We start from the raw sequence: 24,282 nt of genomic DNA, 5'->3' as shown, positions 1-24,282 counted from the left end.
TATGAGCTACAAATTCAAAACCCCCGCCGGGCAGACGGTGGACCGGAAGCTCTACCTGGTGTGCGGCAACTTCGGCACCGCCGAGGCCCCCAGATGGGGCCGTCTGGGCAAGCGGGTGGAGGACAGCTCCGCCGAGCTGGACTGGAGCGAGGAGACCAAGCAGGACATTCTGGGGGACACCTATACCACCATGAAGACCCCCACCATCTCCCAGACCTTCGACCCCTGCGAGCTGGACAGCGGAGACGAGTACCAGCAGCATGTGTGGAACCTGGCCGTGGTGGACCAGGACGCCGCCGCCCTGTGCAATCAGGACCTGCTGCGCATCCATCTGTACGCCGTGGACGAGAGCGGCGCGGCCTTCGCCGAGCGGTATCCCAGCTCTATGGTGAAGCCCAGCGGCCTGGGGGGCGAGGGGGGCGGCTCCCTGACCATGCCCATCGACGTCACCTTCGGCGGCGCCCGTGAGATTGGCGCCGCCTCCGTGACGGCGGATGGGACCATCACCTTTACGCCCAAGACGGCGGTATCCGCTGAGTGAGGGAGGAACCGGATATGGCAGAGACGAAAACCCTCCAATTTGACGACGGCCTGCTCCGGCTGGACATCAACGGCAACGGCATTTTGACCTTCAACCCCTCCGATTTCAACGTGTACCAGCGGTTTTTCGGGCTGCTGAAGGAACTGCCTGAACTGGAAAAGCGGTACGCGGCTGAGGTGGAGCAGCCTGGCAGCGAGGACGATTCCTTTGCGCTGGCGGGGCGGGAGCTGGACCGGGCCCGGGAGCTGGACCGGGAGATCAAGGACAAGCTGGGGGCGGCCTTCGGCCCCGGCAACGACTTCGACGCCCTGCTGGGCGGGGTGAACTTGATGGCCGTGGGGAACAACGGCCAGCGGGTCATTACCAACCTGCTCAACGCCCTGGCCCCCTACATCGAGGAGGGGGCGAAGCGGCACCAGCAGGAGGCGGCTGAGGCGGCCCTCCGCAGCCGGGCGCAGCGCCGGGCGGTCCAGCAGGGATGACCGGCTGGAGCCTGCCCACCGCCCTCACCGTGGGCGGCCGGGAGTACCGAATCAATGCGGACTACCGGGATATTCTGGAGGTCATCTCCTGCCTCCAGGACGAGGACACCCTTGCCGGGCAGTATGTGGCCCTGGCGTTGTTCTACGAGGGCTTCGAGGACATGCCCAGAGAGGACCACCCCCAGGCCATGGAGGAGCTGGCCTGGTTCATCGACCTGGGGGAGGACCCGGAGGAGGGTCCGCCCCAGCCCAAGACCATCGACTGGGAGCAGGACCGGGCCATCATTGCCGCCGAGATCAACAAGGCGGCGGGGGTGGAGGTGCGCTCCCTGCCCTTCCTCCACTGGTGGACCTTCATGGGGTACTTTGGGACCATTGGCGAGGGCCAGCTGTCCATGATTGTGGCCCTCCGGGAGAAGCTGCGCAAGGGGAAAAAGCTGGAGCCATGGGAACGGGAGTATTACCGGCAGAACCGCAGCCGGGTGGACTTCAAGCGAAGGTACACAGCGGACGAGGAACAGACACTGAACGCCTGGGGCGTGTGAGAGTGAGGTGAGCATATGGCTGGAAGCACCGACGGACGTGTCGTGATTGACACCTCCCTGGACAACCGGGGCTTTATCAAGGGCATCCGGGGGATGACCGGGCAGGTGGACGGCCTGCGCTCCGCCGTCCGGCGGCTGGGGGCGGCCATCACCGCCGTCTTCGCGGTAAAGGCGGTGGTGGACTTCGGCAAAAAGGCGGTCCAGCTGGGCAGCGACGTGGCCGAGGTGCAGAATGTGGTGGACGTGGCCTTCGGGGAGCTGAGCGGCCAGGCGGAGGAGTTCGCCCAGACCGCCATCACCCAGTTCGGCATGTCCGCCCTGTCCGCCAAGAAGACGGCCTCCACCTACATGGCCATGGCCAAGGGGATGGGGCTGGCCAGCCAGGAGGCGGCGGATATGGCCATCACTCTGGCCGGGCTGTCGGGGGATGTGGCCTCCTTCTTCAACATCTCCCAGGAGCTGGCCGATATCAAGCTGAAGAGCGTCTTCACCGGCGAGACGGAGACGCTGAAGGACCTGGGCGTGGTGATGACCCAGGACAACCTGAAAGCCTATGCCCTGTCCAAGGGCTTCCAGAAATCCTACGACGCCATGTCCCAGGCGGAGAAGGTGGCCCTGCGGTACCGGTTTGTGCTGGACAGCCTGGCCCTGGCCAGCGGCGACTTCGCCCGCACCCAGGACAGCTGGGCCAACCAGACCCGCATCCTGTCCATGCAGTGGCAGGAGTTCATGGGCATCCTGGGCCAGTCCATCATCACGGTGCTCAAGCCGGTGGTGAAGTGGCTCAACGCGGTGTTGTCCCATATGATCGCCCTGGCGACCCTGTTGAACAACACCGTGACCCGCGCCTTCGGCGGGGAGGCCAAGCAGGCGGAGGCTGCCAGCGGCGCCATCGCCTCCAGCGTGGACAATCAGGAGGCCCTCGCCGGCGCGGTGGAGGACACCAGCAAGGCCCAGCAGAAGTCGCTGGCCGGGTTCGACGAGATCAACCAGCTGGCCGGGGAGGCCGCCGGGAGCGCCGGAGGTGTTGGCGGCGGCGGGGCGGTGGACGTGGGCTCCCTCGCCATCCCCGACCTGTCGGAGCTGGAGGGGGCGGAGGGCCCCTCCTTTGCCTCCTGGGGGGAGGCGTTTTCCGCCTTCCTGGACCTGATGCTGGCGGGCGTGCCCAAGCTCAAGACGGCTTTTGGGGACTTCGCCGCCTGGCTGAACGAGTGTTCCGGGAAGGTGCATGAGATGTTCACCTTCCCCGGCGTGCTGGAGAAGGTGCAGCAGCTGGGCCGGGATCTGGCGGACGCCCTCAACCACCTGGTGGAACAGATCGACTGGTACCAGCTGGGCCAGGCCCTGGGGGCCGGGCTGAACCTGGCGCTGCAGTTCCTGGTCAGCTTCCTCTACAGCTTCGACTGGATTGCCTGGGGCGGGAGCCTGGCCGCCCTGATCAACGGGGCGGTGTCGGAGATCGACTGGTACGCCTTTGGGATGCTCCTGTTCAAGGGGATCAAAATCGGGCTGGAGACGCTGGCGGGCTTTCTTCTGGGGCTGGATATGCCCCAGCTGGCCCAGGCGGCCAGCCAGACGGTGATCGGCTATTTCAACGCCATGGGGGACACCGTCGCGGGCATCGACTGGGCCCAGATCGGAGCCCAGATCGCGGCCTTTCTCAACAACATCGACTGGGCCGGAGCCATCGCCGCCTTTGTGGAGGCGGCCCGGGAGCTGATCCTGGCCTTCCTGGAGGCGGCGGGGGGCTTCCTCGCCAACGCCGACCCCGAGGTGCTCATCGGGGCGGCGGGCCTGCTGGCCGCCGTGGTGGTCAAGCGGATTGTGGGAACGGTAGTCGCGCCGCTGGCCAAGGAGCTGGTGGACAACGTCGTCCAGAAAATCGCGGAGGCCATGACCTCCTCCGGCTTCGCCTCCATCCTGTCCACCGTGGGCAAGACCATCGCGGGGATTGGCTCCATCATCGGCGGGGTGGCCCTGGCGGCCTCCAGCTTCTTCTCTATGTGGAACGAGGGCTTTTCCTGGGCCAAGGAGGTCCTTATGCTCTTCGGCATCGCCCTGGCCGCCGTGGGGGCGGTGATCCTGGGCGCGCCCGCCCTGGTGGCCGGGGTGATCGCAGGGATTGTGGCCGCCGTGGCCACGATGGCGGTTGTGATCCACGAGCACTGGGAGGAGATCAAGCAGTGGTTCCTGGACCTGTGGGCCGGTATCCAGGAGGTCGCGGGGACCATCGCGGAGTGGTTTAACTCCAACGTGATCCAGCCGGTGGCGGGCTTCTTCAAGGGCCTGTGGGAAGGCATCCAGCAGGCCGCCTCCAGCGTCTGGGAGGCCGTGAAGGGCGTGTGGTCCGCCGCTGCCGAGTGGTTCAGCCAGCACGTGACCCAGCCCCTGGCCGCCGCCTTCGACGCGGCAGGCAGCGCCGTGAAGGGCGCCGTCAACGGCCTGCTCTCCAATGTGGAGGGGATGATCAACGCGATTATCAAGGGGGTCAACTGGCTGATCTCCCAGATGAACAAGATCAGCTTCGACGTGCCCGACTGGGTGCCCGGCATCGGCGGCAATTCCTTCGGGATCAATATCCCGTCCATCTCGGAGGTGAAGCTCCCCCGGCTGGCCCGGGGCGCGGTCATCCCGCCCAACCGGGAATTCATGGCGGTATTGGGCGACCAGAGCCACGGCAATAACCTGGAGGCCCCGGAGGGGCTAATTCGTAAAATTGTCCGGGAGGAATCCGGCGGCGGGGGCGAGACAACCGCCCTGCTGCAAGCTATTCTGGAGGCGGTTAAGGCCGGGCACATCATCATGGTAGACCGGCGCATACTGGGCCAGACCGTAACACAAGAACAAAATCGAATGACCCGCCAATCTGGCCGGTCGGTAGTATTGGGGTGAGAATATGGCAGCAGAGATATTAATTATCAACGGGCATGACTGGTCCAGCCTGGTTCAGCGCAAGGGCTACGGCTGGACGCGCAACGACCTGGACAGCGACCAGACCAAGCGGCCCAAAAACGGCGTCATGCGCCGGGACAAGATCGGGACCAAACGAAAGCTGGCCTTTACCACCATGCCAGCCCCCAGGGAGACGCTGGCTAAACTGGACGATGACCTGAGCGCCACATTTTTTGACGCCACCTTTCTGGACCTCCACGGAACCATGACCCGGACGTTCTATTGCACATCCTTTGAAACCTCCCTGGCGGAGACGGCAGACGGACATGAGGATTGGGAATCGGCTACGTTCAGCATCATTGAGAGGTGAGCCGATGGCCCAGCAAACAAGCGCCCTCTGGCAAGTCCTAATCCGGGATCGGAACACGGTCCGAGAGTACGCCTTTGACATTAACGGAGTGTGGTACGGGGACGAGGCGGAGGTGAGCCACAGCGTCGATTACAGCCTGTTCGACAGCTTTGGTATCGGCAACGCCATGTCCGTCACGCTGAACCTGGACCTGTACGCGAAGGAAATCCCCCGGGGAGCGGTCATCAAGCGATATATTCGGCTGGTCAACGGCACGCAGGCGTCGGAATGGCTCCCCAAGGGTGTGTTCTTCACCAACCGCCGGGAGGTGGAGGACGGTCTTTGGACCATTGAAGCCTATGACGCGATGCTCAAGGCGGACATCACCTGGACCCCCAAGCTCACCTTCCCCTGTACGATGGAGGCGGCGGCGCGGGACATCGCCACGGCGATGGACGTGGAGCTGGACGAGCGCAACGTCTACCTGCCCTATACGATGGACGAGTACCCCGCAGGGGAGTACATGCGCCGGGACGCCCTGCGGGACATCGCCGCCGCCCATGGGGGCAACTGGTACATCAGCGACGCGGGAAAGCTGCGTCTGGTCCCGCTGATCTCCTTCCCACCGGAGACGGGCTATCTGGTCACGGAACACGGTGACGCTATCCTGTTCGGGGGGACAAGAATCCTGCTTTCCCCGTCCGGGGCTGTGTCCGCCGCTCCCATCGGGCTGGAGGGGGCCAGCAAGTTCTACGTTGGCCTGGACGTGACCGGCTGCACGGACAACGGCAAGCGTCCCGCCATCTCCAGCGTGACCTTTCAGGTGGACAACGAGAACGTCATCACCGCCGGTTCTTATGGCGCGGGGATGGACCTGTACGCCGTCTGCCCCTACGCCACCCAGGAAATGGCCCTTGCGGTGCTGCTCCAGGTCCGGGACTATCAATACCAGGCATTCAGCGCGGACAGCGCCAACCTGGACCCGGCGGCGGAGCTGGGGGACGGCGTGGACGCAGGCGGACTTTACGGCGTGATCTCCGCCATCCAGGACAACGGCGACGGATATCCCAACATCTCGGCCCCTGGGGAGGTGGAGCTGGAGGACGAATACCCCTACCGCAGCGAGACCAGCCGGGACCTGACCGGCGACATTGACAGCCTGCGGGCCTTTATCACCAAAAGCCTGGGGGCCATGAACTCCTCCCTGAACCTGATGAAAACCGATTTGCAGGAGCTGAACATGAAAGTAACTGCAATGTCCGACACGATCACAAAACTGGAATCCCGCGTTACCATACTGGAAGGGAAGGTGAACTAAAATGGCAGACAGCAGCATCGGCGCGTTGCCCCAGGCCCCACAGCTGGATGATGACTCCCTCCTGGTGGCGGAGCAGCAGGGCCAGGCGATGAAGGTCACCGGAGCGCAGTTCAAGGAGTTTGGCCGTCAGGCGGTGATTGGGCAGGTCCAGAGCTATGTGGACGCGGCCCAGGCGGCGGCGGCCCAGGCGGCGGAGGCGGTGAGCGCCGTCACGGACATGACGGTGGAAGCCCACGCCAGCGACACGGCCACGGTGACCAAGAGCACCCGCGCAGGCAAGGTCAATCTGGATTTTGGCCTGCCACGGGGGGAGAAGGGGGAACCCGGCCCCGCCGGAGAGACGGGCCCCAGAGGCCCCCAGGGACCGCCTGGAAACGGCCTGACTCTCCTGGGCCACTACGACACGGAGGACGCGCTCCGCGCCGCTGTGGCGTCCCCGGAGGTGGGGGACGCTTACGGCGTGGGGGAAGAACCGCCCTACGACGTCTACGTCTTCGACGGCACGACCCTGGACTGGAAGAACTACGGCCCCTTGTCCGGAGGCGGGGGCGGGAGCATCCTGCCGGAAAACGCAGTCACCACCCCCGGCGGGGCCGAACTGGAATTTTCCTCCGGGGACGGTCCCCACACGGTCACCTTCGACTTTGAAGAGGAACCGCCCCTGACCGCCGGGGACATCGTCTACGGTGACGGAACCGTCCAGGACGCGATTTCGGAGCTTTTTACATCTGGCAGTGAGGGAAAAACCCTGATCGCGTCCGCTGTCACTGCCCAGGGCGTGGAAACAGCAGCGGACGCGACCTTTGCCGAACTGGCGGCGAACATCAGGAAAATCAGCACCGGCGCGGACACCTCCGACGCCACCGCCACCCCAGGAGACATCCTGGCCCCCAAAACGGCGTATACCGCCTCGGGCAAGGTTGAGGGTATTATCCCCTCTCTGCCCGCCCAGACCATTACACCAGGGACGGCGGACAAAACCATCGCCAACGGCCAGTACCTGGCCGGGACCCAGACCATCAAGGGCGATCCCAACCTGACCTCCAGCAACATCAAGAAGGGGGTGTCCATTTTTGGGGTGTCGGGGGCGATGGAGAGCAGCTTTCAAGCTACTCTGACCGTCAAAGCGGACATCGGCGCGGTGGTCACTGCCACCTGCGGCGACACGTCCGTGGAGGCCCTTTCCACCACCGGCACCGTCGTCCTGGAGCTGCCAATCGAGGGTACCTGGAAAGTCACCGCCGTGCGGGGCATGGCGCAGTATAATACCGCGACGATAGTTGTATCCAGCCAGTACAGCGCCGAGCTGACAGCAGAGGTGTTTATCGAGTACTACAAAACAGCCACGCCGCTGAACGCAGCGCGGGACGACATGTTAAGTGCTTCTGTCGGAAATTATGCCTTATTTGCAGGCGGGATTGCCGACGGCTATTACTCCGCTATTGTGGAGGCATACAACACAAGCTTGACCCGTTCCACACCAATGGAGCTAAATGTAGCTCGAGTTAGAGCAGAGGCTACAACCGTTGGCGATTTCGCGCTGTTTGCAGGAGGGACTTTTGTGGATCGCGATGTCGATGCATACAATAGCGACTTGACCCACAGCAGCACAACGCCCCTTTCCACGGAAAGTGAAGAATCCGCAGCTGCTACCGTTGGCAGCTATGCGCTGATTGCAGGAGGTAAAATTGATAGTAACAATGTCGGCACTAGGCTCACATCCACAGTAAACGCCTATGACGCTAATCTGACTCGCGGCATCGTGAGCTCTCTAAGCAAGGCTCGAACGCTGGCAACAGGTGTTACCGTTGGTAATTATGCGTTAATTGCAGGTGGGAATAGCTATACTGGTAGTAGCAGCAGTACCCCTTCAAGCATATATTATTCCGATGTAGTTGACGCATATAACACAGCTCTTGTGCGTTCTACGCCGATAGCCTTAAAATTCGCGCGGGAAAACTGTGCGTCAGCATCCGTTGGCAACTATGCGCTGATTGCAGGAGGCTATATTCTCGGAACCACTTATCCCAGCGATGTTACTGCATATGATGCCAACTTGACACAGACTACTCCAACCCCCCTCAGCTCATCATCGGCCAGAGGCGGGGCGACATCTGTTGGCGGTTATGCTTTGATCGGGAACAATAGCTCTTATGGCTATGTGGACGTATACGACGAGGTACTGACTCGTACTACACAGGAAGTCGGGCTTAGTGTGGCACGGAGAGAGTTTTCCGCGGCCACCGTCGGAGCTTACGCTTTGTTTGCCGGAGGCGCAAGCACCTTTGATAACAGTAGATGTGATACAGTTGACGTATATAGGAGAGTCTAGGAGGTGCAAGCATGTCAATCAAGGTGAATGGAATCAAGGTCGCGGGATTTGGCGGGCGTCAAGGCCCGCGCGGGCCCCAGGGGGAGCAGGGTCCGCAGGGCGAACCCGGCGCACAGGGCCCGGAGGGTCCGCCCGGCCCGCAGGGGGAACGCGGCCCGGAAGGCCCCCAGGGGGAGCAGGGCGAGGTCGGCCCGGTGGGGCCGAAAGGCGACCCAGGCGAAACCGGGCCAGCGGGTCCCCAGGGGGAACCGGGTCCGCAGGGACCGGAGGGACCACCGGGTAAGGACGGCGCAGTGGGCGCGGGATTGCCGACAGGAGGCGTGGCTGGACAATGGCTGGCGAAGGCCTCCAGCGCGGATTACGATTACAGGTGGGCAGACCTCCCGCTTGTCAAGGTTACGCAAGACGAGTACGACGCCATGGATTCTCACGATCCGAATACGTTTTACCTGGTTGCGGAGGAATAAATGATTTACACTGGCGATAAAAAAACCAAAAAATGCTATTTGGGAGACGACAGCATTAGCCGGGTTTACTTGGGCGATGAACTGCTGTTCGCCAAAATGTCCAGACTCCCCGCAGGGTATACCGAAGTGGAATATATTAGCAATCCGAATCTCACTTGTATTTCGGCAATCCCGTTTGCAAATACAACAAATCGGGTTGAAGTCGATATGAAATTAGGAGAGGATAGTGCGTCGGGGAATATTGCAGGTGCATACTTCTTTGAATATTGGTATGCAACTAGCGGCAGACATACGAGGGGAAGTTCTAACAACCGTATCTATTATAATGCCACAGAAAAGCAAATTCTTGTCTGTGGAGGGCGCTCGACAACCAGTACATCAGCATCCTGGAGTCGAGAAATTCCAGCTCCAGACGGAAAATTCCATGTGGTGTTGGATTATGCAAAAACGCTGTTTCAGATTACTACGGATACAACCACAGAATCGCAGGTGACAGGCGGCCCTGGAACTTATAAGATGTATAGCCCATCTCTATTTGCAGCATATCAATATTCCCAAACAAGGTATACAGCGAGTGGTTCAACGACAACTACAAACACGCCAAAATCTGGAGTCTGCAATTTTTACTTATATAGCTATCGGGTTTATGAGTCTTCCGCTGATCTGACAGGCAATTTAATTTATGACCTTGTACCCTGTATATCCCCAGACAAAAAAGTGGGGTTGTATGATGTGATAAACAATAAGTTTTATGGAAGCTATGTAACTACCACTGATTTTGTTGCAGGCCCCGTGGCCTGACCACAAAAAACGCCGCCCTCACAGGCGGCAGGATTTGACAAAACACGGCGCATACGGTATGATGAATGTGCCCGCCGGTCCGGCGGGACAGAAGTGTGCGCTGTTACATAAGGCGGTTGGCCCACCGTTATGACCCCGACGCGAGACTTAAACGGGGGAGGTGGTGCAGATGTGGAAGAACTGGTTGCTCAAAGCGGCTTGTTTCTTGACAGGTTTGGCGATCCTCATGTACCTGTCGGCCATAAATGCGTGTTAGCCGCCCGGTCCCTACCCGAGCGGCTAACGGTTTAATCCGTTTGTTGTATTAGGGCTGACCGTCCGTAACAGCGCCCTTCTGCGTTTATTATACCCGCACGCCCCCGTTTTGTCAAGGACGAAGCGGAGGCGTTTTCACGTCTCCGGGAACAAGAAAGGAGTTCACAAATGAGGTATCAAATCTGGAACAAGACCGACAACATCATCACGCCCAGCGGGGCGCAGTTCACGGCTTCGGAGTGGGCGGACCGCTATCCCTGGTCCAAGCTGCCGGGGGTGAAGATGGTCATATCCGCAGGACCCATCAACGGCGGCTGCGCCCTGGTCTTCGCTGACCTGGCGGAGCGGGCGAAGAAGGCCGGTGCGGCCATCGACGACGGCATGACCGACGAGGAGGTGCTGGCGGCCATTGAGGCTTTTGAGGACAATCCTCCCGACCCCGGCCCCTCCGTGGAGGAGCGCACCGCCGCCGCGCTGGAATTCCTGGCCATGAACAGCCTGCCCGACGAGAATTGAGGAGGTACTTATGAACTACGAAACCATCAAGAAGAACTACGAACGCAAGCTCTGGAGCGCCGCCCAGGTGCGGGTGGCGGTGAAAAAGGGCGTGCTCACCCCGGCCCAGTTCCAGGCGATTACGGGGGGGAAGTATTAAGGAGGCGGCCATGAGCGAGACGATCCTAGTCGCCCTGATCGGGCTGGCGGGCTCCGGGGCGGGAGCCTTTGGGGGCATTCTGGTGTCTTCCAAGCTGACCCAGTACCGGCTGGAGCAGCTGGAGCGGAAAGTAGAGGTCCACAACCAGGTGATCGACCGGGTGTACAAGCTGGAGGAGCGGACCGAACTCCAGGAAGAGAAGATCAAGGTGGCCAACCACCGGATTGAGGACCTGGAGCAAACACTGAAAAATTAAAGGAGGAAAAACAACATGGGAAACATCTACGAGATCATCGGTAATCTGCTGGCCGTTTTTGTGGTGGGCCTGCTGGCCTGCCTGGTACCCAAGGCCAGGGTCTGGTTTGAGACCAGGATCACAAAGGACACCCAGGAGCGCATCCACCAGCTGGTGGTGTCCTTCACCCGGGCGGCGGAGCAGCTGTACCACGACACCGACCCGGATGGAGAGAAGCGCCGGAAGTTTGTGATGGAGCAGCTGCGGCTGTTGGGCGTGGAGGTTACCGAGGCGGTGCTCAATATGATTGAGGGCTCCGTCTGGGAGATCAACACGGAGACGAAAAAGGCCCAGGTGCAGACCAAGGAAATTGTCTCTGACGGCCTGGACGTCTCTGAGCTCGCTGAGGCAGTAACGCAGGAGGTGATGGCCCGTCTGCCCGGGCAGCGCAATGAATAAGCGGCCTGTCAGCTATCTCCAGACGGACAAGCGCTGGAAAGACAAGCCCTACCAGGTAAAGGGCGAGACGGCCACCATCGGCGGCTCCGGGTGCGGACCTACCGCCGCCGCCATGCTCGTCGAGACGCTGACCGGCAAGACCTTTACTCCGGTGGACGCCTGCCGGTGGAGCGTGGCCCACGGCTACAAGGCCAAGGGGCAGGGCACCTACTACAGCTATTTTGCCCCTCAGTTCGAGGCGTTTGGGATCAAGTGTTGGCAGCTCAGCTGGACCAACGTCTACCATAACCCCGCCAGCAAGGTCCACGACCAGGCCCTGGAGTATTTGAAGCAGGGGTACTATCTCATCGCCCTGATGAAAAAGGGTAACTGGACCAGCGGTGGACACTTCGTCGTGGTCTGGTGGGCGGACGGAAAAATCCGCATCAACGATCCGGCCAGCACCAGGGACAGCCGGGTGAACGGCGACATCAACACCTTCCGCAATGAGGCGGCCTACTACTGGGTGGTGGACGCCAGGGCATACAACGGAGCGGCAGAACAGGAGGAAGACATGGATCAGGAGAAGTTCAATCAGATGTTTGCAACCGCCATGCAGCAGTACCGCCAGGAGCTGCGGGACAACGACTGCGGCGACTGGAGCCAGGCGGCCCGGCGGTTCGTGGCAGAGCGGGGCATCTTCGCCGGGGGCGATCCCGGCTCCGACGGCCAGCCCAACTACATGTGGGAGGACCTGCTCACCCGGGAACAGGCGGCCCAGCTGCTGTACGCCTTTGCTCAGACCTTCGGCCTGGCGTGAGGGGGCGGCGTCAGGCCGCGCCGGAGCGGCAGGAGTTTTCCAAGCGGCTCATCGCTGACATCCGGGCCCTGCTGTGGGTGGTGACGGTGGGCGGGCTGGCCCTGGCGGCCTACTGCATTCGCACCGGCTACACCGGAGCTCTGCCCTGGCTCACCGCCATGGTGGGCCTGCCCTGGACCGCCCACGGGACGGTCTGCGCCTTCTACCTGAACATGGCCAAGTCCGACCACAAGGAGGGCGGCATCACCTTCGAGAGCGCCCGGGCCGCAGGGTTTGAGAACAGTCCCAAGATATGAAGCACAGCGCCCTGCCGGTATAACGGCGGGGCGCTTCGATATCCCGGCATGGCCTTTTCCAGTTCGTCCCAGTATAATTTTGTTGAAAGGAGCGAGAAAAATGGGGATTTTGGAAAATATGGCCGATATGCTCCGGGCGAAGCGGAAGCTCAGCGGACAGTCCATTGAGCAGTGGGCGGAGACGCTGGGGATCGCCCCGTCCACCCTGCAGGACTACCTGAGCGGCTCGGGAAATCCCACCCTGGGGATGGTGGAGCACCTGGCGGACAAGCTGGGGGTCGACCCGCTGGTGCTGATGTCCGGGGACATCGAACCGGAGCAGCGGCAGACCGCGCTGCTGCTGCTGGACACCATCCAGGCGGTGTCCGTCCTGCCCCAAGCCAAGCGGCTGCGGTTCGCGGAGCAATTCATGGAGCTGGTACAGCTGCTGGGAGAGGAGGCGCTGGTATGAGCCGCCCGGCCTGGGCCTTCCGCAAGCCTATGGCGGTCACCCAGCTGCGCTGGTTCCGGACCGATGGGACCTACCCGGTCTGCCCCCAGTGCAGCATCTCCCTGGAACGGGAGTACCAGCGTTTCTGCGACCGCTGCGGCCAGCGCCTTGGGTGGAAGGACTACGAGCATGCGCGGATCATCCATTTGCAAAATGGAGGAGGGCGCCGTTAGGTGTCCTCCTCGTTCATAGCTTTCTCAATCAGACTGACAATGAAGCTGTTGACGCTCGGGGCGCCCTTCTTCTTGGCAAATTCAACAATTTCCTTTTTGCGTCCCTTTTTGACCTTGATTTCGATCCGGTCATAGGCTTTTTTGTTATATCTTGCGGTTGCTTCCTTCTGGGAATTGGAATATGCCATCTAATTCAGCCCCTTGTGGAGCTTATTATATGGTCTACTGTCGATACTATAAATAATGTCGATAGTATAAAATTGGCAGATCTGTCAATTTATATACTGACGATAGTATGATAAGATAGAAAACCGGACGGGAGGCTGATGCTCCCGCCCGGAAGGCGCTTAGACGTCTTTGGTGAACAGGGCGACCAACTGAAGGAAGAGCTGGATTCCTTGATCCCGTTTCTCCTCCGGCAGATCCCGGAACTCCCTGGCCGCCCGGAGAATGGTCGCCGCCCGCTTCCACTCCGGAGCCGGGCCGGAGACCATCTCCATCAGCGGGATGTTCATCTTTTCAGCCAGCAGCTCAATGGTGGTCGCCCGCAGGTCGGAGGCGCCCTTCAGATAGCACTGCACGGAAGAGACCGGGATCCCCAGTTCTTCCGACAGCCCGGACAGCGACATTTGGTTTGCGTCCTTATATTCCCGCATCACAGCGGATACGTTTTTTATGATCGACATGGTGATCTCCTCTCTTTTTCTATGGATCATCATGTCGGTCAGGGAGGCCCGCGGCTTCGAGCCGGGAGGCCTCTTTTTTTGTAATAGCGGGCCAAAAATTGTGCCCCGAGTTGTGCCCCGAACGGTCCCCAAAGTGCCCCTAAACACTGCGATGTGCAGACAGCGAAATCGACAAATTGAGGAAAGAAAAAAGCCCTAAAGCCTTGCGGCCCTAGGGCTTTGCTTGGTGGACGATACAGGACTTGAACCTGTGACCTCCCGCACGTCAAGCGGATGCTCTACCAGCTGAGCTAATCGTCCGAACAGCAAAAATTATTATACTCAAGAGTGGAGGGATTGTCAAGGGCATATTTCAAAAAAATTCGAATTTTCGAAAAAAATCTGTGGCGGAGGAGAAAATAAAAAATTCAGGTGAAATGTTCCAGGGAGTGTGGTATAATGTAACAGCATCGATCCCATTCTTTCACAGGAGGAATGTTCCATGGTAAAACTTGATCTCTCCAAGCTGAGCGGATTTCTGCCCGAGGATTACCTGACCTCCCGTCAGGAGCGGCTGGCCAAGGCGGCAGACATGCTGGCCTCCCACACCGGCCCCGGCGGCGATTTCACCGGCTGGGTCTGCCTCCCTAGGGACTACGACAAGGAGGAGTTTGCCCGCATCCAGGCGGCGGCCAGGAAGATCCAGAAGCAGTCCCAGGTGCTGGTGGTCATCGGCATCGGCGGCTCCTACCTGGGAGCGCGGGCGGTCATCGAGCTGCTGCTGTCCAACAACTACAACCTGAAGAAGAAGGACACCCCCGACATCTTCTTCGCCGGCAACGGCCTGTCCACCGACGCCCTGCTGGAGCTCATCGACCTCATCGGTGACCGGGACTTCTCGGTCAACGTCATCTCCAAGTCGGGCACCACCACTGAGCCCGCCGTCTCCTTCCGCATCTTTAAGGAGCTGCTGGAGAAGAAGTACGGCAAGGAGGGGGCCAAGGAGCGCATCTACGCCACCACTGACAAGGCCCGGGGCGCTCTGAAGGGCCTGGCCGACACGGAGGGTTACGAGGAGTTCGTGGTGCCTGACGATGTGGGCGGCCGGTTCTCCGTCCTCACCGCCGTGGGCCTGCTGCCCATCGCCGTGTCCGGCATTGACATTGACGCCCTGATGGCCGGCGCCCGCCAGGCCATGGAGGAGCTGGGCCAGGGCGGCCTGGACAACCCCGCCTGGCAGTACGCCGCCGCACGCCACGGCCTGTATCAGAAGGGCAAGGCCATCGAGGTTCTGGCCGGCTACGAGCCCCGGTTCCGCTTCTTTGCCGAGTGGTGGAAGCAGCTCTACGGCGAGAGCGAGGGCAAGGACGGCAAGGGCCTGTTCCCCGCCAGCGTGGAGTTTACCGCCGACCTCCACTCCATGGGCCAGTATATCCAGGACGGCGAGCGGGTCATGTTCGAGACGGTGGTCTCCTTCGCTCCCGCCGGCGAGTACAAGATCCCCAACGACCCCGCCAACGTGGACGGCCTGAACTTCCTGTCCGGCCAGCCCCTGTCCTTCGTGGCCGAGCAGGCCATGCGGGGCACCATCCTGGCCCACGTGGACGGCGGCGTGCCCAACGTCCTGCTGGAGCTGCCCCAGATCAGCGAGAAGAGCGTGGGCTACCTGATCTACTTCTTCGAGTACGTTTGCGGCCTGTCCGGCCACCTGCTGGAGGTCAACCCCTTCAACCAGCCCGGCGTGGAGGCTTATAAGAAGAACATGTTCGCCCTGCTGGGCAAGCCCGGCTACGAGGACCTGCGGGCCGAACTGCTGGCCAAGCTGTAAATTCCATCCAAACAAGCGAACGGAGGCCAAACGGCCTCCGTTCTTCCTATTTTCTGAAAATATCGCTTGCGTAATTTCCCAAGATGCGCTACAATGGAAACACGAGGCAAATAAAGGCAAGGCGTGGGGGACTCGACCTCCCCCACACCCCTATGCAGGAGCATACCCTCCTACACAACAGCTTTGCTGCGCCAACCCTCATTATACTGGATTTGCGACTTGTTTACAAGTCCGGTTTGAGGGTTTGTGTCTGGATAGATGCGGTGTGGGATCCTTGATCCTGCGCCGCTTTTGTTTGTCTCGGCGGACAACGCCCCTGGAGGGCACTGTGCCTCGCCCTCCAGAGGGAACGTTCCGCTGAGAAAAATAAAATGAGAGGAAGAAAAACATGAAGAAAAAAATCTTATCCCTTACGCTGGCTCTGATGATGTGCCTGGGTCTGTTTATCGTCCCGGCCTATGCGGATGGTGGTGGAGGAATGATCGAAAGTTTGAACGGAGAGTACTATTTGTTAAACTATGGTGGGAACATCTGGTTCATCGATCAGAATGGAAAGGATCGTATGTTAAGTTCTGACGAGAGAAATGCACTCAACTGGAGTTGGACACAAAACGAAGATGGCTGGCATACATTAGTATTAAATGGGTGTGAAGGGAAATATCTATCACTTGGGCTTACTACTCATCTTATTCTGTCGGATGGGAGTGTTAATACATTTGAACGTGTCAACCTAAATTGCAATAATGCTTGTCCTGAACTACACATTGAGGGTACCGGGGAACTAATTGCCACCTCAAATTTATCTGTTTTTCAAAATTCGGGACCAATTACTTTAGCGGAAAATCTTCAAATGACCGGAGGCCCTGACCGAGGCAATAATTTTCCGCTAACATATGACACCACGGCAAGAGTAGAACTTTCGGACAATTCACAGGTGCCGAAAACCAGCAATGGTACAGATGCGACTTATGTTCGGATTGCTCCTACCACTTCCGCTAGTGGACAGCCAGAAAAGCCCATCGAGCAGCCCCAGCAGCCCGCCGGGAACGCCACCGCCTCCCCCACCAACGACAAGCTGGAGGTAAACGGCACGGCGGCCAACCCCACGGTGTACAAAATCGGCGACAGCAATTACTTTAAAATCCGTGACGTGGCCGCCCTGCTCAACAAGAGCGAAAAGCAGTTTGCCGTGGGCTACGACGGCACGAAGAACGCCGTCACCGCCACCACCGGCCAGGGCTATGACAAGCAGACCGGCGACCTGGCAGGGGCCGCCACCGGCGGAAACCAAAGCGCCGACCCCAGCAACGATGCCATCTACGTGGACGGCCAGAAAATTGAGGCTGAGGTCTATAAAATCAACGGCTCCAACTACTTCAAGCTCCGCGACCTGGGCAAGGCCCTCAACTTCTACGTGGGCTGGAGCGCCGAACGCGGGATGTATATCGAAACGGACAAACCCTACTCCGAGTAGGTCTAACCACGGCCGGCGGCGGAAACGTCACCGGCCGTTTTCTGTCCATCAAAAATTCACAATTATTTTAGTTGAAATAAATGCCCGGATATGGTAGAGTATAGATAAACAGAGGGTACACCCCCGATGTCAAAATGATAAGGAGTGATACACATGATTCGCGTTATCATGGGCAAGAAGGGCTCCGGCAAGACCAAGAACGTGATCGAGATGATCAACAATGCTGTCCAGACCGAGCACGGCAACGTGGTCTGCATTGAGAAAGGCAATAAGCTGACCTTCGACATCCATTACCACATCCGCCTGGTGGAAGCCAGCGAGTACGATATCGCCGATTATACCGCCCTGAAGGGCTTTATCAGCGGCATGTACGCCGGGAACTATGATATTACCCACATCTTCATCGACAGCCTCACCAAGATTGTAGGCGGCGAGTGCGGGCATGAGACCGAGCAGTTCCTGGACTGGCTGAACAAGTTTGCCGAGCGGCACAACATCAAGTTCACCATCACCATCAGCGACGACGCGTCCCTGGCTCCTGACGGCGTGAAAAAATATTTCTGAGCCGTAATCATACACAGCGCCCTGGCTTCCGGCCGGGGCGCTGTTTTGCGCTCAGTTCAAGGCAGACCGGAGGGCCATTCCAGCTGGTATAGTCCATTAAAGCGGTCCGATATAGAACAAATTTTCGATTCAACTGGTTGACATTTGCTCCGGGAAAGAGTATTCTAAACGCAGCTATAGAACAACAGTTCTATAGCTGCGAAATTCTTATTCCAGGCCAGAGGAGGGGCAGAGATGGACAGCAAAAAACCGGCCTTCCGAACGGGAAAACCGGCTTTCTGGTGGAGGAGGGTGGATTCGAACCACCGAAGCGAAACGCAACAGATTTACAGTCTGCCCCCTTTGGCCACTCGGGAACTCCTCCATATTAAATTGGAGCTGGTGGACGGATTCGAACCCCCGACCTGCTGATTACAAATCAGCTGCTCTACCGACTGAGCTACACCAGCAAATGGCGATTGTCCAACAGCAGACGCTATTATAACAGAGAAACGGAGGTATGTCAAGTAGAAAACCAAATTTTTTTTCAACCGCCTCTGCGGGACATGCAGGCTGAGCGGGCGGCCTGGCTGTGCCCCCTCTGCGGCGGGGAGCAATACCGTTTTGACCGGGGCGGGAGACGGCGGGGCAGAGATCTGTGCGCCCGGTGTTTGGAACGATTACAAGCTGAGGAGGGATCACCATGACATTAGCGGAGCTGTCGCTGGAGTACCGGGCCCACGCCCACGCGCTGGACCTGCGGATCTGCCAGCTGGAATATTTGCTGGAGCATACAGACAATGTGGACAAGCGATGTCAGCTCCAGGACCGGATTCGGATGCTGTCCACCATGCTGCGGGAGGCCAGGGAGCTGGCCGTGCTGACGGAGCGTTACTACGACAGGGGGTATCGCCGCAATGCCAAATACACGATATAGAAAGGGCAAGCTGTACGCCGCCGACATGGCCATGTACAGCCGGCAGATCGCGGCGGACAACAGCCAGGAGATCAGCCGCCTGAAGCGCAACCTGATCCGCTGCCTGCGGGAGGACGTCACCGCCAAGCAGCGGGAAATGATGCTGCTGTACTACGCCGAGGGGAAAAACATGCGGGAGATCGGGGACATGATGGGCATCGACAAGTCCACCGTCTCCCGCACCATCAAGCGGGGGGAGCGGCGGCTCCAGCGGTGCCTGCGCTACGGGGCGGAGGCGTACCTGCGGAGCATGGACGACCTGTGAGTTTCTTGTTGACAAAAGTCAGAATTTTTAAAAGAATATGCTTGCTCTAATTTTACCACTGATTAATATGTATTAAAAAATGCGGAGGAGGTAATATTATGAAAGCAAGAAAGGAAAACATCAAGAAAGGATACGCTTTAAGCAGAAAAGATAGTCTTTCGTACTATATTCGTAAACCGGCAGGGTGTGCAGCTTGTGGAAATCCTGCGTATCCAGAGTGCAAGTATAGTTGCCCATTGTTTGATGATGAAATCATAAACGCAAAACGGCCCCTGGCTAACAAGCCGGGGGCCGTTTTTTATAGTCCTAAAACCTGGGTGGCGATGGCGAAGTAGACCAGCAGGGACAGGGCGTCCACCACGGTGGTGATGAAGGGGGAGGCCATCACCGCCGGGTCGAAGCCCAGCCGCTTGGCCAGCATGGGCAGGGTGCAGCCGATGAGCTTGGCGATGATGATGGTGAAGAAGATGGTCAGCGCCACCACCAGCGCCACGGTAGCGTCCTTCCGGTCCACCACCATCACCTTGCCGAACACCACCGCCCCCAGGGTGACCGCGCACAGCCCGGCCACCCGCAGTTCCTTCCAAATGACCCGCAGCCAGTCGGCAAACTCCACGTCCCCCAGGGACATGGCGCGGATGATGGTTACCGACGCCTGTCCGCCGGAGTTTCCGCCCGTGTCCATGAGCATGGGGATGAAGAGGGTGAGGGCGGCGTTGGCGGCCAGGGCCTCCTCAAAGAAGCCCAGTATGGTGCCAGTGAAGGTGGCGGAGATCATCAGCAGCAGCAGCCAGGGGATACGGTGCTTCCAGGTCTCGAAGACGCCGGTCTGGAAGTAGGGCTTGTCGGTGGGGAGGATGGCGGCCATCTTTTCGATGTCCTCGGTGGCCTCCTCCTCCATAACGTCCATGGCGTCGTCAACGGTGATGATGCCCAGCAGACGGTCGTCCCCGTCCACCACGGGCAGGGCGGTCAGATCGTATTTGGAGAACATCTGGGCCACGTCCTCCTTGTCCTCGTGGGTGGTGATGGACAGGATGTTGGTCTCCATAATGTCGCTGATCTTGGTCTCATAGGTGGACATGAGCAGCCGCTTGACGGTCACCACCCCCTGGAGCACCCGGTTGGTGGTGACATAACAGGTGTACACCGTCTCCTTGTCCAGGCCCACCTTTCGGATGCGGGCGAAGGACTCCTCCACTGTGTTGTTGGGGTGGAGGTAGACAAATTCCGTGGTCATCAGCGACCCGGCGGAGTCTTTTGGGTAGTTGAGCAGCTGGTTGATCTGGCTGCGGGTTGAGGCGTCGGTGTTGTGCAGGATGCGGGACACCAGGTTGGCAGGCATGTCCTCGATCAGGTCCACGGTGTCGTCCATATACAGTTCGTCCAGCACCTCCCGCAGTTCCTTGTCGCTGAGGGCGCTGATCAGCTTCTCCTGGTCCTCCTCCAGGTAGGCGAAGACCTCCGCCGCCACATCCTTGGGCAGCAGGCGGAAGACCAGGATCTCCTGCTCCACGTCCAGCTCGTCCAGGAACTCGGCGATGTCTACCTCGTTCATCTCGTTTAGGATTTCCCGCAGGGCGCGGAATTTCCGTTCCTGGACCAGCTGAAGGAGCAGGTCCAGCTCATAGTTGTCGTGCATAATGCTCTCCTCCTCTCGTTTTGGGAAACGCGGGGAAAGCCGCAAAGCCACAGGCGCCGTACCCGGGGCCGGGCGCGGCGTTCCTGTGGCTGCACATAACAAGGAGAAGGACAGCGTCCCTCCGGCTCAGCTCCGGCGGCGGGACCGGGACCCGGTCAGGGCCAAGTCCGCCGCCCCTCGTTCGTGGCAGCTTTCCGCTTGATGGCGACTTCGGCCTTCCATGCTGGGTCCCACTTCCTTTCGCTGAAAATTTGTGGTTTCTTGATATCCTATGCTATTGTAACACCTTTTGCCCCCGTTTGCAAGTGCGGATGGATGGTCTTTTTTTATCTTGCATCCCGGCGGCGTTTGCGGTAAAATAAGGGCAGGACGTACGTCCTATTGTTTCCTTGTCAGGAAACAATAGGACGTACGTCCTATTGTTTCCTTGTCAGGAAACAATAAGTGCGTTCAATTTATTTAAAGGAGACAGAGATGATGAAAAAGAAAATCCTATCCCTTGTCCTGGCCTTGACCCTCTGCCTGGGGGTGGCTGTTCCCACGTTTGCGGCAGGAACCGAAACGTATACCGTTGATGGTATTACCATTACGATCGATTCAAGCGGGACGATCAGCTATACCGGTTCAGGAACATTAACAGGATACACTGCGGAGGGTGGCATCATGCTACTCCACGAAGCAACAAATGGATACGATGGAATCGATACGGTCACCATCAGTATTGGGTCCGGCATCACCATTGATGACGATATCATTGATGGCATGGACCTGCTAAAATACATGGAAAAGTTTCTACAGAAAAATTATTCTGTAAAGTCCGTCAATATCTATTCCTCCACAATGAATGTTCAGACATTTGGCGGCTTTACTGATGTGAAAGAAAACGACTACTTTGCTGATCCGGTGCTGTGGGCCGTGGATAAGAAGATCACTGCCGGGACCTCCGAGACGACATTCTCTCCCAATGAAAACTGTACTGTGGCACAAATATTGACCTTCCTCTATCGGGCCTACGGTTCCCCCTCCTACCTTTCCCCCTTCACCAACGCGAAGAATCCTTTCTCCGACGTGAAGAGAAGCGACTACTACTACGATGCGGCGCAGTGGGCCTATAAGAAGGGTATCGCCACCGGCAGCACCTTCGACGGGGACAAACCCTGCACCCGCGCTATGGCGGTGACCTATATGTGGAAGGCCGCTGGTAGTCCCAGTGCCGAGGCCGCCAGCTTCACGGATGTCTCTGCCGATGCTGACTACGCTCAGGCCGTGGCTTGGGCGGTAGAGAAGGGCGTGACCGCCGGGACCTCTGACACCACCTTCTCCCCGGACAGCGTCTGTACCCGTGGGCAGATCGTGACCTTCCTCCACCGCGCCCTGGCCAAATAACCAGCAAACGGCCCGCCGGAGCTCCGGCGGGCCGTGTTTTATTCCAAGGTGACTTGGGTGGATGCGGCGACGATGTTGATGTAGCTGGGTCCGATGGCCAGGGGGACGGGCTGGCCCGAGGCGTTGAGGAAGGAGTAGTTGTCCGTCCGGCTGTCCCGCTTCCAGGTGATCTCATACAGCAGGCCGTCCCGGAAGAGCAGGCCCTCCCCCTCTCCGGTGGTGCGCACCGACATGCGGCCGGCCTCGTCCCCCCTGACCCGGCTCACGTCCGTGTACAGCACCAGTACGTTGGAAAAGCCCGCCTCCTGGCCGGTGGCCCCGTCCACATAGGGGATGGGGTCGGAGCCGTTCAGGCTCTGAACGGAGAAGTACTGGTTGGTCTCGCTGTCGTAGGTGAAGCAGCCGGTTTTGTAGACGGAGAAGGGGACCGTCAGGGTGTGGGCCGAGACCGCATCGGCGGGGGACGGTTCCTTGGAGAAGGTCCAGCCCACCTCATAGCCCTCCTCGTGGTCCAGGCGGAAGCGGCTGGGCATCTGCTCCAGGATCCGCTCGCTGGAGGTGAGCAGGGAGTGTTCCAGCCCGGCGGTCTTGCGCCGCTCCGGGTCCCGCCAGCACATGTCCCCGTAGGGGCCGTTGACAAAGTCGATGTGGGTGACCCCCCAGCCGCTGAAGGCGTCGTAGGCCTGGGGGCTGCCCCCGGCGTGGATATAGATGGCGTCGTGCCCCAGGGCCAGATTGACGTAGTAGTCCCGGGCGGAGCGGATGCTGCCCAGATCGCCCACCCCCTCCAGGTCCTGGAACACCCCCATCATCCGGGTGATGCCTCCCTCCGCGACGATCTCATAGACTACGTCCGCCTGGGATATGCCGATCTGGGGCAGGGCCTGTTTCAGGTTGTTGAACATGACGGCGATGGGCCGTTTTCCGCTGATGTCCTGGTAGAGCCCCTCGCCGGTGAGAGGATTGACGTAGGGGTATACTGGCTCGGGAGGGGGCTCCGGCTCCACCGGAGCGATGACAGAGACGCTGGGGCTCTCCGGTTCGGACGCGCTGGCGCTGGGGGAGGAGTCATCCCCGGACCCGCCGCAGGCGCACAGGGTGAGGGCCGCCGCCGCGGCGAGAAGCAGCGTGCCCCAGTGTCGTTTGTTCATTGCGATCCCCTCTTGTCCCGTTTTTCCAGACTACTTGGTGGCCCAGTTTCCAGTGGCCTCGGCGGTGAGGTAGGCGTTGACAAAGCCGTCCAGATCGCCGTCCATGACGGAGTTGATGCTGCTGGTCTCGAAGGCAGTGCGGTTGTCCTTGACCATCTGATAGGGCATGAAGACGTAGGAACGGATCTGGCTGCCCCACTCGATCTTCAGCTGGACGCCCTTCAGGTCGGAGATCTTTTCCGCCTTTTCCTGCATCTGCAGCTCCACCAGCTTGGCCCGGAGCATCTTCATGCAGTTGTCCTTGTTTTGGAACTGGGACCGCTCCTGCTGGGAGGCCACCACCACGCCGGTGGGCTTGTGGATCAGCCGGACGGCGGAGGAGGTCTTGTTTACGTGCTGGCCGCCTGCGCCGCTGGCCCGGTAGACCTGCATCTCAATGTCCTCGGGCCGGATCTCCACCTCCACGTCCTCGGGCAGGTCGGGCATGACCTCCACCGAGGCGAAGGAGGTCTGCCGCCGGGCGTTGGCGTCGAAGGGGGACACCCGCACCAGCCGGTGGACGCCGTGCTCCCCCCGGAGGTAGCCGTAGGCGTTTTCCCCCTCGATCATGATGGTGGCCGACTTGATGCCCGCCTCGTCCCCCTCCTGGTAGTCCATGATCTGGTAGGAGAAGCCGTGGCGCTCGGTCCAGCGGGTGTACATGCGGTAGAGCATCTGGGCCCAGTCCTGGGCCTCGGTGCCGCCCGCGCCAGGGTGGATGGTGAGGATCACGTTGGAGCGGTCGTATTCTCCAGTGAGCAGGGTGTCCAGCCGGGCGGTCTCCATGTTGGCCTCCAGCTGGGCAAAGCCCTCTTCCAGCTCGGGGATGAGGGACTCGTCCTCAAACTCGTTGCCCATCTCGCACAGGGCCATCAGGTCGTCCCACTGGCTCTGGCGCTTGTTTTGGCTGTCCACCTTGTCCTGGAGGTTTTTGATGCGCTGCTGGACCTTCTGGGCCTTGGCCAGATTGTCCCAGAACCCGTCCGCCGCAGATTCGGCCTGGAGCATATCCAGCTCGCGCTCGGCTCCCTCCAGGTCCAGCGCCTGGGCCAGCTCCTTCAGGGCGGGGGCGAGGTTGTTCAGCTTTACTTTATACTCGTCAAATTGGAGCATGTGTTTCCCAACTTTCTCAAGAAATAGATCCAGCTTATTATATCGGAACGGAGCGGAAAAGTAAAGGGGATTTGGCCTTGCTTTTTCCGAGAAAAGCTGTACAATAGAGTT

At 59.6% G+C, this 24,282-nt stretch carries 30 protein-coding genes and 3 tRNA genes; 24 read left to right on the top strand and 9 right to left on the bottom strand.

The window, feature by feature from the left end; translation table 11 throughout:
- Position 1: 1 nt before the first annotated feature.
- The 7 genes from VV088_RS14915 to VV088_RS14885 are packed head-to-tail and all read left to right on the top strand — an operon-like array spanning position 2 to position 8,459.
- A complete protein-coding gene (locus VV088_RS14915) occupies positions 2-541 on the top strand; it encodes a hypothetical protein (RefSeq protein WP_334601489.1) in 540 nt (179 codons plus the stop codon).
- 14 nt (positions 542-555) lie between these two features.
- Positions 556-1,023 carry a hypothetical protein gene (locus VV088_RS14910; RefSeq protein WP_334601488.1) on the top strand — a complete coding sequence of 156 codons (468 nt, stop codon included), beginning with the start codon at positions 556-558 and terminating at the stop codon, positions 1,021-1,023.
- Positions 1,020-1,568: a Gp15 family bacteriophage protein gene (locus tag VV088_RS14905; protein WP_334601487.1), complete on the top strand. Its 549-nt coding sequence runs from the start codon at positions 1,020-1,022 to the stop codon at positions 1,566-1,568. The genes VV088_RS14910 and VV088_RS14905 overlap by 4 nt, the downstream gene beginning before the upstream one ends.
- Before the next feature lie 15 nt (positions 1,569-1,583).
- Positions 1,584-4,460, top strand: a complete 2,877-nt coding sequence (locus tag VV088_RS14900) for a hypothetical protein (RefSeq protein ID WP_334601485.1) — start codon at positions 1,584-1,586, stop codon at positions 4,458-4,460.
- Positions 4,461-4,464: 4 nt separating this feature from the next.
- Positions 4,465-4,830: a hypothetical protein gene (locus VV088_RS14895; RefSeq protein WP_334601484.1), complete on the top strand. Its 366-nt coding sequence runs from the start codon at positions 4,465-4,467 to the stop codon at positions 4,828-4,830.
- A gap of 4 nt (positions 4,831-4,834) precedes the next feature.
- Positions 4,835-6,127, top strand: a complete 1,293-nt coding sequence (locus VV088_RS14890; RefSeq protein ID WP_334601483.1) for a hypothetical protein — start codon at positions 4,835-4,837, stop codon at positions 6,125-6,127.
- A 1-nt stretch (position 6,128) separates the two neighbouring features.
- Positions 6,129-8,459: a hypothetical protein gene (locus VV088_RS14885; RefSeq protein WP_334601482.1), complete on the top strand. Its 2,331-nt coding sequence runs from the start codon at positions 6,129-6,131 to the stop codon at positions 8,457-8,459.
- Between the two features lie 14 nt (positions 8,460-8,473).
- On the opposite strand, the gene VV088_RS14880 is transcribed toward VV088_RS14885, so the two are convergent.
- A complete protein-coding gene (locus VV088_RS14880) occupies positions 8,474-8,791 on the bottom strand; it encodes a hypothetical protein (protein WP_334601481.1) in 318 nt (105 codons plus the stop codon).
- Between VV088_RS14880 and VV088_RS22810 the strand changes: the two genes are divergently transcribed.
- From VV088_RS22810 to VV088_RS14835, 10 genes are all read left to right on the top strand, one after another.
- On the top strand, positions 8,753-8,926 hold the full coding sequence (locus tag VV088_RS22810; RefSeq protein ID WP_442913179.1) for a phage upper tail fiber protein: 174 nt from the start codon (positions 8,753-8,755) through the stop codon (positions 8,924-8,926). The genes VV088_RS14880 and VV088_RS22810 overlap by 39 nt on opposite strands.
- Positions 8,927-9,727, top strand: a complete 801-nt coding sequence (locus VV088_RS14875; RefSeq protein WP_334601480.1) for a hypothetical protein — start codon at positions 8,927-8,929, stop codon at positions 9,725-9,727.
- A 423-nt stretch (positions 9,728-10,150) separates the two neighbouring features.
- Positions 10,151-10,498 (top strand): hypothetical protein, encoded by a 348-nt coding sequence (locus VV088_RS14870; RefSeq protein ID WP_334601479.1) that lies wholly within the window; start codon positions 10,151-10,153, stop codon positions 10,496-10,498.
- 10 nt (positions 10,499-10,508) lie between these two features.
- Positions 10,509-10,637, top strand: coding sequence for an XkdX family protein (locus VV088_RS14865; protein ID WP_334601478.1), 129 nt, complete (start codon positions 10,509-10,511; stop codon positions 10,635-10,637).
- 10 nt (positions 10,638-10,647) lie between these two features.
- A complete protein-coding gene (locus VV088_RS14860) occupies positions 10,648-10,893 on the top strand; it encodes a hypothetical protein (RefSeq protein ID WP_334601477.1) in 246 nt (81 codons plus the stop codon).
- 15 nt (positions 10,894-10,908) lie between these two features.
- On the top strand, positions 10,909-11,331 hold the full coding sequence (locus tag VV088_RS14855) for a phage holin, LLH family (protein ID WP_334601476.1): 423 nt from the start codon (positions 10,909-10,911) through the stop codon (positions 11,329-11,331).
- The gene (locus VV088_RS14850) at positions 11,324-12,130 is read left to right on the top strand and encodes a C39 family peptidase (RefSeq protein WP_334601475.1); all 807 of its coding nucleotides are present in this window, start codon (positions 11,324-11,326) and stop codon (positions 12,128-12,130) included. The genes VV088_RS14855 and VV088_RS14850 overlap by 8 nt, the downstream gene beginning before the upstream one ends.
- On the top strand, positions 12,127-12,426 hold the full coding sequence (locus VV088_RS14845; RefSeq protein ID WP_334601474.1) for a hypothetical protein: 300 nt from the start codon (positions 12,127-12,129) through the stop codon (positions 12,424-12,426). The genes VV088_RS14850 and VV088_RS14845 overlap by 4 nt, the downstream gene beginning before the upstream one ends.
- A 100-nt stretch (positions 12,427-12,526) precedes the next feature.
- Positions 12,527-12,877, top strand: a complete 351-nt coding sequence (locus VV088_RS14840; RefSeq protein WP_334601473.1) for a helix-turn-helix domain-containing protein — start codon at positions 12,527-12,529, stop codon at positions 12,875-12,877.
- Positions 12,874-13,089 (top strand): hypothetical protein, encoded by a 216-nt coding sequence (locus tag VV088_RS14835; RefSeq protein ID WP_334601472.1) that lies wholly within the window; start codon positions 12,874-12,876, stop codon positions 13,087-13,089. The genes VV088_RS14840 and VV088_RS14835 overlap by 4 nt, the downstream gene beginning before the upstream one ends.
- Here the strand turns inward: VV088_RS14835 and VV088_RS14830 are convergent.
- From VV088_RS14830 to VV088_RS14820, 3 genes are all read right to left on the bottom strand, one after another.
- Positions 13,086-13,277, bottom strand: coding sequence for a hypothetical protein (locus tag VV088_RS14830; protein WP_334601470.1), 192 nt, complete (start codon positions 13,275-13,277; stop codon positions 13,086-13,088). The two genes, VV088_RS14835 and VV088_RS14830, sit on opposite strands and share 4 nt — an antisense overlap.
- Positions 13,278-13,436: 159 nt before the next feature.
- Positions 13,437-13,775, bottom strand: a complete 339-nt coding sequence (locus VV088_RS14825; protein WP_334601469.1) for a helix-turn-helix domain-containing protein — start codon at positions 13,773-13,775, stop codon at positions 13,437-13,439.
- Between the two features lie 224 nt (positions 13,776-13,999).
- Positions 14,000-14,075 (bottom strand) — tRNA-Val (locus VV088_RS14820).
- A gap of 181 nt (positions 14,076-14,256) precedes the next feature.
- On the opposite strand from VV088_RS14820, the gene VV088_RS14815 reads away from it, so the two are divergent.
- The 3 genes from VV088_RS14815 to VV088_RS14805 all read left to right on the top strand — a co-directional run bounded on the left by VV088_RS14815 (position 14,257) and on the right by VV088_RS14805 (position 17,620).
- Positions 14,257-15,582: a glucose-6-phosphate isomerase gene (locus tag VV088_RS14815; protein WP_334601468.1), complete on the top strand. Its 1,326-nt coding sequence runs from the start codon at positions 14,257-14,259 to the stop codon at positions 15,580-15,582.
- Positions 15,583-16,516: 934 nt separating this feature from the next.
- Positions 16,517-17,056, top strand: coding sequence for a hypothetical protein (locus VV088_RS14810; protein WP_334601467.1), 540 nt, complete (start codon positions 16,517-16,519; stop codon positions 17,054-17,056).
- 153 nt (positions 17,057-17,209) lie between these two features.
- A complete protein-coding gene (locus VV088_RS14805) occupies positions 17,210-17,620 on the top strand; it encodes a hypothetical protein (protein WP_334601466.1) in 411 nt (136 codons plus the stop codon).
- Positions 17,621-17,899: 279 nt separating this feature from the next.
- Here VV088_RS14805 and VV088_RS14800 read toward each other — a convergent pair.
- Both VV088_RS14800 and VV088_RS14795 read right to left on the bottom strand, forming a co-directional pair.
- Positions 17,900-17,984 (bottom strand) — tRNA-Tyr (locus tag VV088_RS14800).
- A 9-nt stretch (positions 17,985-17,993) separates the two neighbouring features.
- Positions 17,994-18,069: transfer RNA gene (locus VV088_RS14795), tRNA-Thr, on the bottom strand.
- Positions 18,070-18,302: 233 nt separating this feature from the next.
- Between VV088_RS14795 and VV088_RS14790 the strand changes: the two genes are divergently transcribed.
- The 3 genes from VV088_RS14790 (at position 18,303) to VV088_RS14780 (ending at position 19,175) form a co-directional block, all read left to right on the top strand.
- Complete coding sequence (locus tag VV088_RS14790; protein WP_334601465.1) at positions 18,303-18,536, top strand: hypothetical protein; 234 nt, start codon at positions 18,303-18,305, stop codon at positions 18,534-18,536.
- Positions 18,517-18,840: a sigma-70 family RNA polymerase sigma factor gene (locus VV088_RS14785; protein ID WP_334601464.1), complete on the top strand. Its 324-nt coding sequence runs from the start codon at positions 18,517-18,519 to the stop codon at positions 18,838-18,840. The genes VV088_RS14790 and VV088_RS14785 overlap by 20 nt, the downstream gene beginning before the upstream one ends.
- 98 nt (positions 18,841-18,938) lie before the next feature.
- Positions 18,939-19,175, top strand: coding sequence for a hypothetical protein (locus VV088_RS14780; RefSeq protein WP_334601463.1), 237 nt, complete (start codon positions 18,939-18,941; stop codon positions 19,173-19,175).
- Here VV088_RS14780 and mgtE read toward each other — a convergent pair.
- Complete coding sequence (gene mgtE / locus VV088_RS14775) at positions 19,139-20,482, bottom strand: magnesium transporter (protein ID WP_334601462.1); 1,344 nt, start codon at positions 20,480-20,482, stop codon at positions 19,139-19,141. The two genes, VV088_RS14780 and mgtE, sit on opposite strands and share 37 nt — an antisense overlap.
- Before the next feature lie 474 nt (positions 20,483-20,956).
- On the opposite strand from mgtE, the gene VV088_RS14770 reads away from it, so the two are divergent.
- Positions 20,957-21,868: an S-layer homology domain-containing protein gene (locus VV088_RS14770; protein WP_334601461.1), complete on the top strand. Its 912-nt coding sequence runs from the start codon at positions 20,957-20,959 to the stop codon at positions 21,866-21,868.
- Between the two features lie 38 nt (positions 21,869-21,906).
- Here the strand turns inward: VV088_RS14770 and VV088_RS14765 are convergent, their stop codons facing one another.
- Complete coding sequence (locus VV088_RS14765) at positions 21,907-23,019, bottom strand: DUF3048 domain-containing protein (RefSeq protein WP_334601460.1); 1,113 nt, start codon at positions 23,017-23,019, stop codon at positions 21,907-21,909.
- A 30-nt stretch (positions 23,020-23,049) separates the two neighbouring features.
- Positions 23,050-24,171 (bottom strand): peptide chain release factor 2, encoded by a 1,122-nt coding sequence (prfB, locus tag VV088_RS14760; RefSeq protein WP_334601459.1) that lies wholly within the window; start codon positions 24,169-24,171, stop codon positions 23,050-23,052.
- Positions 24,172-24,282: the final 111 nt, after the last annotated feature.

Source organism: Lawsonibacter sp. JLR.KK007 (genome assembly GCF_036941135.1).
GTDB lineage: Bacteria > Bacillota > Clostridia > Oscillospirales > Oscillospiraceae > Lawsonibacter.
This window is presented reverse-complemented; position numbering and strand designations above follow the sequence as displayed.

Bases quoted from the DNA above. Each gene is read 5' to 3' on its own strand.
- VV088_RS14915 (WP_334601489.1), top strand. From the start codon at position 2: ATGAGCTACAAATTCAAAACCCCCGCCGGGCAGACGGTGGACCGGAAG.
- VV088_RS14910 (WP_334601488.1), top strand. From the start codon at position 556: ATGGCAGAGACGAAAACCCTCCAATTTGACGACGGCCTGCTCCGGCTG.
- VV088_RS14905 (WP_334601487.1), top strand. From the start codon at position 1,020: ATGACCGGCTGGAGCCTGCCCACCGCCCTCACCGTGGGCGGCCGGGAG.
- VV088_RS14900 (WP_334601485.1), top strand. From the start codon at position 1,584: ATGGCTGGAAGCACCGACGGACGTGTCGTGATTGACACCTCCCTGGAC.
- VV088_RS14895 (WP_334601484.1), top strand. From the start codon at position 4,465: ATGGCAGCAGAGATATTAATTATCAACGGGCATGACTGGTCCAGCCTG.
- VV088_RS14890 (WP_334601483.1), top strand. From the start codon at position 4,835: ATGGCCCAGCAAACAAGCGCCCTCTGGCAAGTCCTAATCCGGGATCGG.
- VV088_RS14885 (WP_334601482.1), top strand. From the start codon at position 6,129: ATGGCAGACAGCAGCATCGGCGCGTTGCCCCAGGCCCCACAGCTGGAT.
- VV088_RS14875 (WP_334601480.1), top strand. From the start codon at position 8,927: ATGATTTACACTGGCGATAAAAAAACCAAAAAATGCTATTTGGGAGAC.
- VV088_RS14870 (WP_334601479.1), top strand. From the start codon at position 10,151: ATGAGGTATCAAATCTGGAACAAGACCGACAACATCATCACGCCCAGC.
- VV088_RS14865 (WP_334601478.1), top strand. From the start codon at position 10,509: ATGAACTACGAAACCATCAAGAAGAACTACGAACGCAAGCTCTGGAGC.
- VV088_RS14860 (WP_334601477.1), top strand. From the start codon at position 10,648: ATGAGCGAGACGATCCTAGTCGCCCTGATCGGGCTGGCGGGCTCCGGG.
- VV088_RS14855 (WP_334601476.1), top strand. From the start codon at position 10,909: ATGGGAAACATCTACGAGATCATCGGTAATCTGCTGGCCGTTTTTGTG.
- VV088_RS14850 (WP_334601475.1), top strand. From the start codon at position 11,324: ATGAATAAGCGGCCTGTCAGCTATCTCCAGACGGACAAGCGCTGGAAA.
- VV088_RS14840 (WP_334601473.1), top strand. From the start codon at position 12,527: ATGGGGATTTTGGAAAATATGGCCGATATGCTCCGGGCGAAGCGGAAG.
- VV088_RS14835 (WP_334601472.1), top strand. From the start codon at position 12,874: ATGAGCCGCCCGGCCTGGGCCTTCCGCAAGCCTATGGCGGTCACCCAG.
- VV088_RS14830 (WP_334601470.1), bottom strand. From the start codon at position 13,277: ATGGCATATTCCAATTCCCAGAAGGAAGCAACCGCAAGATATAACAAA.
- VV088_RS14825 (WP_334601469.1), bottom strand. From the start codon at position 13,775: ATGTCGATCATAAAAAACGTATCCGCTGTGATGCGGGAATATAAGGAC.
- VV088_RS14815 (WP_334601468.1), top strand. From the start codon at position 14,257: ATGGTAAAACTTGATCTCTCCAAGCTGAGCGGATTTCTGCCCGAGGAT.
- VV088_RS14805 (WP_334601466.1), top strand. From the start codon at position 17,210: ATGATTCGCGTTATCATGGGCAAGAAGGGCTCCGGCAAGACCAAGAAC.
- VV088_RS14790 (WP_334601465.1), top strand. From the start codon at position 18,303: ATGACATTAGCGGAGCTGTCGCTGGAGTACCGGGCCCACGCCCACGCG.
- VV088_RS14785 (WP_334601464.1), top strand. From the start codon at position 18,517: ATGCCAAATACACGATATAGAAAGGGCAAGCTGTACGCCGCCGACATG.
- VV088_RS14780 (WP_334601463.1), top strand. From the start codon at position 18,939: ATGAAAGCAAGAAAGGAAAACATCAAGAAAGGATACGCTTTAAGCAGA.
- mgtE (WP_334601462.1), bottom strand. From the start codon at position 20,482: ATGCACGACAACTATGAGCTGGACCTGCTCCTTCAGCTGGTCCAGGAA.
- VV088_RS14770 (WP_334601461.1), top strand. From the start codon at position 20,957: ATGATGAAAAAGAAAATCCTATCCCTTGTCCTGGCCTTGACCCTCTGC.
- VV088_RS14765 (WP_334601460.1), bottom strand. From the start codon at position 23,019: ATGAACAAACGACACTGGGGCACGCTGCTTCTCGCCGCGGCGGCGGCC.
- prfB (WP_334601459.1), bottom strand. From the start codon at position 24,171: ATGCTCCAATTTGACGAGTATAAAGTAAAGCTGAACAACCTCGCCCCC.